Source organism: Arthrobacter sp. GMC3, from assembly GCF_002929305.1.
Classification (GTDB): domain Bacteria; phylum Actinomycetota; class Actinomycetes; order Actinomycetales; family Micrococcaceae; genus Specibacter.
In genome coordinates, this window is record NZ_PJIO01000027.1 from 1 (window position 1) to 8,770 (window position 8,770).

Sequence of the window (8,770 nt, forward strand, 5' to 3'; positions counted from 1 at the left end):
ACGCAAACGACTAGAGTTCAAGAAACCGATCGAACTAATCGAACCCCTCCTGTTGCAATGACCGCTTGAATCCGCCGAACCTTGAACGGATCAGAGTTTTGTGTCGCGATGATGCCTTCGCGGATTAAGTAAACAGGCCCCTTGCAGCATATGGCTTGGTTTGCGGTGGGCTGCAAAGGAATACACCGGCGAGCTCGGGAGTTGCCGCTTCCGAGGGCTGATGGCGATCAGCTGTTGCCATCTACTTGAAGGAAAACCAACATGCCTGAAACGATCACGCTGCGGCTCGAGGCCAGCCGGACGGCGACCGGCAGAGAGCCAGTGCCGGCAACAATTTGGCTCATCGCGGGTGGCATATTCGCGATGGTCACCAGCGAGTTCATGGCCGCCGGGTTGCTGCCCAGCATTGCCGACGGCGTTGGTGTTTCGATCGGTGCTGCGGCGCTGCTGATTTCAGGGTTCGCCGCTGGCCAAGTCGTCGGTCCTTGGCTGCTTGGGATGCCCTTGTCGCGCTTCGGCCCTCGCATGGTCCTCGCCGGGCTGCTCGTGGCATTCTCTGTGGCGCAGGTAATCGGTGTCATCTCCCCATGGACGGTGATGCTCTCCATGCGCGTGGTTTCAGGGGCGTTGATGTCGGCCTACTTCGCGATTGCCTTGGGTACCGCAACGCGACTGGTTCCTGGTGCCGCCCAACCGCGGGCAACCGCCACGATCTTCGCAGGGGTAACGATCGGAACGGCACTCGGGCTGCCGCTGGCGACGTTCGCCGGCCAGGCCGTCACTTGGCAGTGGGCATTCCACATTGACACCATTGCGGTACTGGCAGCCGCGGCCGCGATAATCATCTTCGTTCCATCCATCGTCGGCACCCCGACACTCCCTTTAGGGCAGATGCTCCGGCCGCTGGCAAACCGCCGATTGTGGCTGACCCTGGCAACGGCCGGACTCTCGATCGGAGGGACGCTCCTCGGGTTCGCCTTCTTCCCCACCATCCTCGAACGCGTCACCGGGGTCGAACCAGCCCTCGTGCCTTGGTTGCTTGCCCTCTACGGCGCCGCATCAGTGCTGGGCAACTGGGCTGTGGGGCGGCTGACGTCTCGAGGCCCAGTACGAGTGCTCACCATCGGCCTCATCGTACTCGCCGCCGGTCTGCTGTCCTTCTGGGCGGCACCGACCTCGTTGCCGGTCGTTGTCCTGGCGATGATCGCCATTGGAGTCAGCGGGGTGTCATTGAACTCCGCACATGCTGCACGCACCATCGCGGCCGCCGGACAGCACCCGGCCATCATGTCGATGCTCCCCACCGTGGTCACAGGTGGCATCCTCCTGGGGACATCGCTGGGTGGCGTGGTGGTGGACTCGGGCCTTGGCCTGCTCGCACCGCTCTGGATCGGCGCGCTTTTCGTCTTGGCAGCACTCCTTACTCTTATCCCGGATGCGCTCTACAAGCGCGGCGCCACGGTCCCAGACCAGGCCGCAACCCCTGCACCCACACCTTGCCCGGTAGCATAACCTCCTGCGGGACAGCCTATCGAGCGTCAAGATTCTTGGGGTCTTGTGGTTCGTAGTGGGTCTTGTGCTGTAGCGTCGATCGAAATTGAATTGGGGGAGAAAATGAATCGGGTTTCAATTCCGCTCATTGCGGGTGCAAGTATGGCAGTTCTTCTACTGGGTGCCTGTTCTGGACAGACAGGCCTTAAAGTGTTGGAGCGTGCCGCCACGCCTGAAGATGAGCTTCCTGCAATCGTCACCGTGGAGGCGCCAGTGGATAGATCCAGTTCGCGCCTGCTCGCCACCAAAGATGGCGTGCGGTACTTTGCTCTCCAGAGTGACGATGCAAGAGTAACTTGCGTCGCTCGTGTCCCATCTGGTGGAGACATCGGGTGGCAGCTAGGGTGTGGCGAGACCAAGGGCAGCGGCGAAATCGTGAAAATGTCGTCGATGAATGACCTATATTCAACCATTCTTCAAGGCGATGACTCCGATCCTGGAAAAACTGAATCGGGCTGGACCAAGATCTCAGACAACATTCTCATTTCTGACCACTAGGAACTTTCCCGCTACGTCCGTCATAAGCGCCGCAAGCACTAAAAGAATGGTTCCCGTGCCCGCAGGGGAACCCCTACCGCATACGCTCTAAACATGATCGAAAAGACGAACCGCCTTGTTCAACTTGGTAAACGGAAAATGACCCAGACGCAAAAGGTCATGGCTGTCATCAGTCTTGTAGGAGCCGTTATTGCCATACCCGCGACGTTCTTTCTCGTGTGGGGCCTCCGCGAATGGTTCTCACGAATGGATTGCACGGCGGACACCTGGTGGGGGAATGGATGCTACGAAGGCGAACTCGAAATCACCCTATTCGCGTTTGGGGTCTTATACCTACCTTTCTTCATACCGTCGCTCACGGTGGCACTCAGGCATCGCAAAAACGGTCTGGCCACCTCGTGGGCATTCCTCGTTCTCTGCGCCGTACCTGTGGCAATTCTCCTGCTCAGCATACGGTTCTGGGCCACTTCCAATAGCTCTTAAACCCCAAAACCTGTCGAATATCTCTGTTGTTGGCGCCACCTACTCAACCATCCCTAAGAGGAACGCTGATCGGGGCATTGGCTGGCTTTCGTGTGTTGTCTTGAGATTTCCGTTGGGAAGAGTGTGTTTGGGGTGAGGCCGGACGGTGCCGGCGGTCCCGGAGGGTGGCAGCGTTCGAGTGCGCTGTGGACACGCCTAGGATGGGTGGATGACCTTGGGGAATCTATGGCAGATGGTGGGACGTCAACGGCGCCTTTGGATGCTGGCTGGCACCGCCGCCGTGTTGGGAGGGTTGGGCGTGGGCATGTTGAATGTTGTCAATGTTGCCGGGGCGGGGAACGGCAACGATCCCCTGCTGATGGCTTTGATGTTCTTGCCGCTTGCTGGCGGGTGTGTCGTATCCTTTGCGGGAGAGACCCGTTCGCAAGAGAGGGTGAGGGTCTTACGGGACTGGAACATGCACCCGCTCAGCGGAAAAATTCTCTGGCTCACTGCCCTTGTGGTGTTCATTGCCTACACGGTTGGCTGGATTGTGAACTTTGGACGCCCCGACACCTTCTCGGCTGCCTTCTCGTTTCTGTTTCTGGGAATCTACTTCACGTTGCTCGGATGGGGATCGATGCTGATGTCCACGGCCGCGTCTTATCGACGCTTCATGGCTGGCGAAGTGCGGGCCCGGAGGGACGACAGCGGCCCCGACACGGCAGATGCTGGCTGGTAGGTTCATCCAATGAAGGTGTTCCGGTACGTTTATGTAGCCACTTTTCTTTTTGCTGTGGTGATGTCGTTCATCGCGGACCTGCCCATGTGGGTCAAGCTGGTTGTTCTTGCCTGGACAGTTGCCCCAGCTCTCATCAATGAGTATCAGCTAAAGAAGAAAGCTACTGCTGCTGCAGAGCGGGCTGAACACGCCTCGAACTCCCTGCCCGATCAGATCCTGCACGCCTACCGAGAAAACTCCTAGACAGCGACCGCCAGCCCAAAAAAGGAACCCCTCGCCGGCCAGACTGAGACGGTCTTCAGGCTTCAGGATGGAGGTCGTGGAATCGACTCGAGCAGGCATCGCAGGTCGGCTGTCGGCCCAGCTCGGTTAGGCGGCGAGGCTCGGCTCCGCACTCTGTCCATCCGCCTGCGTAGAGACGTCCGCGGCCGAGTCCTGCATGCTCGAGAGCGAGAAGGTTGTGGCAGGCCGTGATGCCTGAGCAACGGTAGGAGATGACAGCAGTCGCGTCTTCGATCCCAACCTTCACAAACGCTCCTCGGACCTCTGCGATCGGGCGCAGGCGTCCATCGGGGGCGAGGATCCCACGGCACGGGACGTTCACTGCGCCAGGGATGTGTCCGGCTTGGGGATCGGTGGGCAGCTGGAGGCTTCCGTCGAAGCGCGGGCATCGATGATGATCCCGGCAGCCCCTGCCGTGATGTCCTCAAGCTGGGTGAGGCGCGCCTCGGGCCACGGAGACGGCGTGAAGGTCGCGGGCGTCAGCTTCGCGGGCGCCGTCGCCAGCTGTCCGTTCAATGCGTCGATCCCGCCGTCGAGCAACGCTGCCCGATGCCCGAGCGCGCGCAGCATCCGGACGAGACGCGCGGCGATGACTCCCCCCGCGTCGTCGTAGGCAATGACGGTCGTGTCGTCGCCGATTCCCAGGGAGGACATTCCAGGTGCGAACACTTCAGAGTCGGGAAGCGGGTTCAGCCCGTGTGGTCCCGATTTGCCCGACAGCCATGCGTCCAGGTCCACGAACACCGCATCTGGAAGATGCCCGCCATCGTAGGCAGCACGGCCCGACGCACCGTCGAGGTACCAGCGAACATCAGCGGTGACAACGCTACTTCGGTGCGCCTTGAGCCATGGGGCATCAACAAAGGGTGGAAGATCTTCTTGGGTTATCCGGCTGTCGTCCATAGAATGCAGGCTAGTCGATGTGTCCATATTTTGAGCAAAAATATTCCATGATGTGGGCATACTGCGATGGATGCGACGCACCACCGCAGGCGTCCTGTAAGCCGGTGATGAGTGGGATGGGTGTATGCAAAAAGCTGTGCACACCTTTGGATTGCAACCAGCAGGACGTCGCCGGTGTGGCTTCGGAGGGCATCTCCTGGCCCTGGCGGTTCGGTGAAATGACCCAGGCAATGTTTGCCACTATCTCGGACCCCTTGCGCTCCAGGGTCGCTTGGACAAACCCCACTGGCACGCAACTGCTCTGGGTTTTCACGATCCAGTGAACCACCCCTGTGACCGGTCCTCGGAGTGTCCAACCGCCTGCTTTGCGTGGCGTCGTTGCAACTGATCAAACGACGCCGCCTCGCCGCCGGTAGGTTCGTATATTGAAGGGTCTGCTAAGAGTTCAACCACCTCTGGTGCATGCTCCACCGAAAGCTGCTCCAAACAAAGGTGCTCCGACATGATGTTCTCAATCTTTGGCCAACCCATCAGGCGATCATGAGATATGAGCCGGAATTGAGCCCGGGCAGACGGTGAGCTCCTCGGGGCGTCGGTGTTGGAGAATGGGAGCATGACACTTTGTGATGTTCCAGCCGTTCCTGAATTGCATCCTGTCCTTGCTGAGCGGTTCAGCCCGGTACGTTTCGACACCAGCGCTACGGTGACGACGAACCATGTCGACGCACTACTGGAAGCTGCCAGGCGTGCGCCGTCTGCGGGCAACTCGCAACCTTGGAAATTCATCGTTGCTCGACGTGGCGATACGAACCACGCCCAAATCGTGCGCTACTTGGCACGAAGCTCCGCCCAGTGGGCCCCTGGCGCGTCGCTGCTGGTGGTGAACCTAGCACATGTCCGCGTCGAGGGCACCGAAGACTGGGAGTTTTCGGAGTTCGCCCGGTACGATCTCGGCCAAGCCGTAGCGCATATGACGATCCAAGGCCTGGCGATGGGTCTAGATGCCCATCAGTTCCGTGCGTTTGACCGCGAGGGCATCGCAGCGGAGTTCGCAGTCCCCTCTCACTGGGAGGCGACCTCGATGACCGCGTTTGGCACTGCCGCGCATGCCGCTGGCGAGATCGTGGCACCGGGAACCAGCCGAGACCGCGAAAGCCTGGACGACATCACCTGGGCACGAAACTAAACACGTGCAATGTAGTAGCAACAACCAACCTCCTGCGGGACGATAACAGTGCGAGATGCCGTCAGTAGTGTTCGTTTGGAGATTCCAATCGCCGAATTCTTCCTCGGACGGGTTAGCGAATCGTGTTCTCTGGGTTTGATGCATCGTAGTTGGTGCGGGATTCTGCGATGACGTCCCGGTGCGCGAGTGACCAGTCGGCGAGTTGTTTTACCAGTTGGGTGAGGCTGGAACCCAGGCTCGTGAGCTCGTAGGTCACCTGCGCCGGAACCGTGGGGAAAACTGTCCGGTTCACGAGCCCGTCGCGTTCCAGCCTTCGGACGGTGAGTGTGAGCATTCGCTGAGAGATGCCATCGATGGCTCGTTGAAGTTCCCTGAATCGTCTGGTGCCCGTGGCAAGCTCGACGATCACAAGAACTGACCATTTATCCCCGACACGACTGAGCACATCCCTGATCCCACAATCTGGGTGATCCGCCTTGCCGCAGGGATCGAGCTGAGCGGTTACTTCCATGTGACCTTGTGACATCAAAGTGCCTCCTTGTGCGATGCGTGATGGTTACTGAAGATGATCATAGTTACTTTTCAGAACCACGAGGGGAATGCTCCATGATCTTAGTTACCGGTGCCCACGGCCAGTTGAGCCGCGCCATTGTCGAATCGTTGACCGCCGCGAACGTGCCCGTCATTGGCGGGACACGCAACCCCACGGAATGGAGCAGTGAGCGGCGCGTTGATTTCGACGATCCTGGCACGTTGGATTTCACGGGCGTCGATACGCTCGTTCTGGTCTCAGCCGGCTACGCCGAGGACGACGTCGTGATTGCCCGTCACGACCATGCCGTGGCCGCCGCGGAGCGGGACGGCGTGCAACACATCGTTTACACGAGCCTTGCCACGGATGGTGACCACCTGGGCTTTGCGCTGGCCCACCGCTGGACCGAGCGCCGCATTCGCAACAGCCCACTGCGATGGACCATCTTGCGCAACGGGATCTATGCCGAACTACTCGGCGCGCTCATGGCTCCAACGGGTGATGTCGTTACGGCCCCGTTGGGAACCGGTGCCGTGGCCGTTGTCGCCCGGGCGGATCTGGCAGAGGCAGCATCCGTCGTGGCCAGCAACCCCAAACCACATGCGGGGCAGGTGTATGACCTGGTGGGGTCCCAAGCGATCACGGCCCAAGACGTAGCCCAGCATGCGGGTCTCGACTACCAGCCAGAAACCCTCAACGCCCGACGCGGGGCCCTCAGCGCCGGTGGCCTGTTGCCCTTCCAGCCCAGCATGCTGCTCTCGATCTACTCGTCCGTCGCCAACGACTTCCTCGCAAGAACAACCAACGATCTCGAAACCCTCATCGCCCGGTCCCCGATGGACCCGACCCTGGTTGCAGGGGCAGCAATTCAACACTAAGAGCCTCGGAGCGGGCCGGGACTGGAGATACCGGCCAGGCCCGCTAACTCCACCCGACAGGCCACACGAAAGTCGCGTGCGGTTGAACAGCCCCGGGCATTCATCGCACCGCCTGCAAGCCGAACGCTCTGCGGGGCGGCCGCTAACTATTGCTCTCAGCGGTTTGTCGATGCCGTCTCTCGATACGGTATGGATTAGTTTATCCGTTGGTCTGCCCATTCTTGAATGAGAGTCACCAGCGAGGCTGCCGCGCGTTCGCTCAAGTGGCTTGGGATATCGTGCACCTCGCCAGCGGCGACGATAATTTTGTGCTTGTCCCCGGGGCTCACTCTCACCGCCGCAGCATCAACCCGAGAGCGCTGAGTGCTTACGGGCTCCTCCATCAGGTCGCGTGATCGCACGCTGCGGTCGGTGAGCATGAAGCCGTAAACACCGGCCAGGGTGCCGGCACTGAAGGAGGCGAGAATCTGTTCGCCTGCCTCTAGCGGGATCTTCTTCGCGAACTTCGCGAAGTGCTTGGCATGGGCCTTGTCGTCAGAATACTTCACGTCAGAGTCCAGGCCGAGTTCTTTCACACGCCCCCGAAGATCACTCGAGGCAGGGGGTTCGGCGACTATCTCAACACCAGTGCTCGATAGCGCATGAAGGATCATTGTGATCACCGAGACAAGCAGCTGGCTGAACCACTCGGCATCTTCGGCATCAACGAGCGAGCCGGCATCCTCCCAGTCGTAGCTTGCGATCGCCGCAGAGGCGATCGTGGCAGAGGATCCGGCAATACCATGCGGCCCGATGTAGAGCGGGTACTGCCGTTCCTCACCCTTGCTAAACACTAAATCCACAGTATCCTTCACGATCACTCGCCGATCAGTGACGAGGAACCCCTGCGCTTCGCGCTTACTCGTGAATCGCCTTGCCACGTCGTAGCCAATCCAGATGATTGGCAATTCGTCCTCGCCTGCAGGCGACACGAGCATCATCTGCTCAACCGCTCGCCACAACACGGCTTCACTATCGTCCCATGTTAGGTGCTTGCTGCCAGGGATGAAGACGAACTCTTGAATATCCGTCCGTTCCGCAGCGAGTATCGAAGCCTTGGCCGTCAGCATAGCGGCCAAGGCTCTTCGTGGCTGGGAAAGGGATGACAGGTACGTCTCGAGACTCATGGGAGTCAGGTTACCACTCCAGATCGCTCTTCACATTGGCGCCGGTTTTGACTCCAACCGCGTCTAAACACCACCTGCCAGCCCTACCGTTTCGCGTCAAAGAGTGTGGAGCCGGCAAAATCTGCTGCGGAAAAAAGATGTTCATCTCCGTGTCGTCATAATCCGCCCTGGACCCACTCTCTATCCATAGGGGCAGTTACTGCGCGTCGGAATTAACCCATCGGCCCATCACCTGGGGGCCGCCCACTCCGACAACTTACGCACAAAAGAAAGAAGAACCATGACCATCAGATCAGCAAATCTCAGAAATCTCCGTCGCCGGCCGCCCACCACGGTGCTGGGGTCGATCGCTTTGGTTGCGGGCCTTGGCCTTAGTTCGCTTCTTGCTGCCGCTCCTGCGAATGCGGCCGATGTAAGCTTCGCCGACCCAGCGTTGCAGGCCTGTGTCAATCAGCGACTCGGCCAGCCTGATACCGCACCCGTCTCGACAACTCAGGCTGCTGGCATCACCCAGCTCAACTGTTACAACCTGGGGATCACGAACCTGGGAGGCATTCAAAAACTGACCTC

At 59.7% G+C, this 8,770-nt stretch carries 13 protein-coding genes; 8 read left to right on the forward strand and 5 right to left on the reverse strand.

The genetic code is table 11. From position 1 onward, the window contains the following. The first annotated feature begins 261 nt into the window (after positions 1–261). The 5 genes from CXQ94_RS20900 to CXQ94_RS20920 all read left to right on the forward strand — a co-directional run bounded on the left by CXQ94_RS20900 (position 262) and on the right by CXQ94_RS20920 (position 3,496). Positions 262–1,512: an MFS transporter gene (locus tag CXQ94_RS20900; protein WP_104092532.1), complete on the forward strand. Its 1,251-nt coding sequence runs from the start codon at positions 262–264 to the stop codon at positions 1,510–1,512. Positions 1,513–1,614: 102 nt separating this feature from the next. After that, the gene (locus tag CXQ94_RS20905) at positions 1,615–2,049 is read left to right on the forward strand and encodes a hypothetical protein (RefSeq protein ID WP_146070392.1); all 435 of its coding nucleotides are present in this window, start codon (positions 1,615–1,617) and stop codon (positions 2,047–2,049) included. Positions 2,050–2,142: 93 nt separating this feature from the next. Further along, positions 2,143–2,532 carry a hypothetical protein gene (locus CXQ94_RS20910; RefSeq protein WP_104092534.1) on the forward strand — a complete coding sequence of 130 codons (390 nt, stop codon included), beginning with the start codon at positions 2,143–2,145 and terminating at the stop codon, positions 2,530–2,532. Between the two features lie 208 nt (positions 2,533–2,740). Further along, positions 2,741–3,253, forward strand: coding sequence for a hypothetical protein (locus tag CXQ94_RS20915; RefSeq protein WP_104092535.1), 513 nt, complete (start codon positions 2,741–2,743; stop codon positions 3,251–3,253). Between the two features lie 9 nt (positions 3,254–3,262). Beyond that, positions 3,263–3,496 (forward strand): hypothetical protein, encoded by a 234-nt coding sequence (locus CXQ94_RS20920; protein WP_104092536.1) that lies wholly within the window; start codon positions 3,263–3,265, stop codon positions 3,494–3,496. A gap of 55 nt (positions 3,497–3,551) precedes the next feature. Here the strand turns inward: CXQ94_RS20920 and CXQ94_RS23200 are convergent, their stop codons facing one another. The 3 genes from CXQ94_RS23200 to CXQ94_RS22320 are packed head-to-tail and all read right to left on the reverse strand — an operon-like array spanning position 3,552 to position 4,679. Further along, a complete protein-coding gene (locus CXQ94_RS23200) occupies positions 3,552–3,857 on the reverse strand; it encodes a sulfurtransferase (protein ID WP_258067292.1) in 306 nt (101 codons plus the stop codon). After that, positions 3,854–4,465, reverse strand: a complete 612-nt coding sequence (locus CXQ94_RS23205) for a sulfurtransferase (RefSeq protein WP_258067293.1) — start codon at positions 4,463–4,465, stop codon at positions 3,854–3,856. The genes CXQ94_RS23200 and CXQ94_RS23205 overlap by 4 nt, the downstream gene beginning before the upstream one ends. Continuing rightward, positions 4,449–4,679: a hypothetical protein gene (locus CXQ94_RS22320; RefSeq protein ID WP_146070393.1), complete on the reverse strand. Its 231-nt coding sequence runs from the start codon at positions 4,677–4,679 to the stop codon at positions 4,449–4,451. Before CXQ94_RS22320 ends, CXQ94_RS23205 begins: the two co-directional genes overlap by 17 nt. Before the next feature lie 372 nt (positions 4,680–5,051). Here CXQ94_RS22320 and CXQ94_RS20940 point away from each other — a divergent pair, with 372 nt between their 5' ends. After that, positions 5,052–5,624, forward strand: a complete 573-nt coding sequence (locus CXQ94_RS20940) for a nitroreductase family protein (protein ID WP_104092539.1) — start codon at positions 5,052–5,054, stop codon at positions 5,622–5,624. Positions 5,625–5,736: 112 nt separating this feature from the next. Here the strand turns inward: CXQ94_RS20940 and CXQ94_RS20945 are convergent, their stop codons facing one another. Continuing rightward, on the reverse strand, positions 5,737–6,150 hold the full coding sequence (locus tag CXQ94_RS20945; protein WP_104092540.1) for a helix-turn-helix domain-containing protein: 414 nt from the start codon (positions 6,148–6,150) through the stop codon (positions 5,737–5,739). Between the two features lie 80 nt (positions 6,151–6,230). Between CXQ94_RS20945 and CXQ94_RS20950 the strand changes: the two genes are divergently transcribed. Next, positions 6,231–7,034: an NAD(P)H-binding protein gene (locus CXQ94_RS20950; protein WP_104092541.1), complete on the forward strand. Its 804-nt coding sequence runs from the start codon at positions 6,231–6,233 to the stop codon at positions 7,032–7,034. 194 nt (positions 7,035–7,228) lie between these two features. On the opposite strand, the gene CXQ94_RS20955 is transcribed toward CXQ94_RS20950, so the two are convergent. Further along, on the reverse strand, positions 7,229–8,200 hold the full coding sequence (locus tag CXQ94_RS20955; RefSeq protein WP_104092542.1) for a hypothetical protein: 972 nt from the start codon (positions 8,198–8,200) through the stop codon (positions 7,229–7,231). A gap of 280 nt (positions 8,201–8,480) precedes the next feature. Here CXQ94_RS20955 and CXQ94_RS22325 point away from each other — a divergent pair. After that, positions 8,481–8,770, forward strand: a 290-nt coding sequence (locus tag CXQ94_RS22325; protein WP_146070395.1) for a hypothetical protein, incomplete at its 3' end; no start/stop codon positions are given.

Coding starts and splice junctions, on each gene's coding strand:
- CXQ94_RS20905 (WP_146070392.1), top strand. CDS start 1,615: ATGAATCGGGTTTCAATTCCGCTCATTGCGGGTGCAAGTATGGCAGTT.
- CXQ94_RS20950 (WP_104092541.1), top strand. CDS start 6,231: ATGATCTTAGTTACCGGTGCCCACGGCCAGTTGAGCCGCGCCATTGTC.
- CXQ94_RS20910 (WP_104092534.1), top strand. CDS start 2,143: ATGATCGAAAAGACGAACCGCCTTGTTCAACTTGGTAAACGGAAAATG.
- CXQ94_RS23205 (WP_258067293.1), bottom strand. CDS start 4,465: ATGGACACATCGACTAGCCTGCATTCTATGGACGACAGCCGGATAACC.
- CXQ94_RS20940 (WP_104092539.1), top strand. CDS start 5,052: ATGACACTTTGTGATGTTCCAGCCGTTCCTGAATTGCATCCTGTCCTT.
- CXQ94_RS20945 (WP_104092540.1), bottom strand. CDS start 6,150: ATGTCACAAGGTCACATGGAAGTAACCGCTCAGCTCGATCCCTGCGGC.
- CXQ94_RS20955 (WP_104092542.1), bottom strand. CDS start 8,200: ATGAGTCTCGAGACGTACCTGTCATCCCTTTCCCAGCCACGAAGAGCC.
- CXQ94_RS20915 (WP_104092535.1), top strand. CDS start 2,741: ATGACCTTGGGGAATCTATGGCAGATGGTGGGACGTCAACGGCGCCTT.
- CXQ94_RS20920 (WP_104092536.1), top strand. CDS start 3,263: ATGAAGGTGTTCCGGTACGTTTATGTAGCCACTTTTCTTTTTGCTGTG.
- CXQ94_RS20900 (WP_104092532.1), top strand. CDS start 262: ATGCCTGAAACGATCACGCTGCGGCTCGAGGCCAGCCGGACGGCGACC.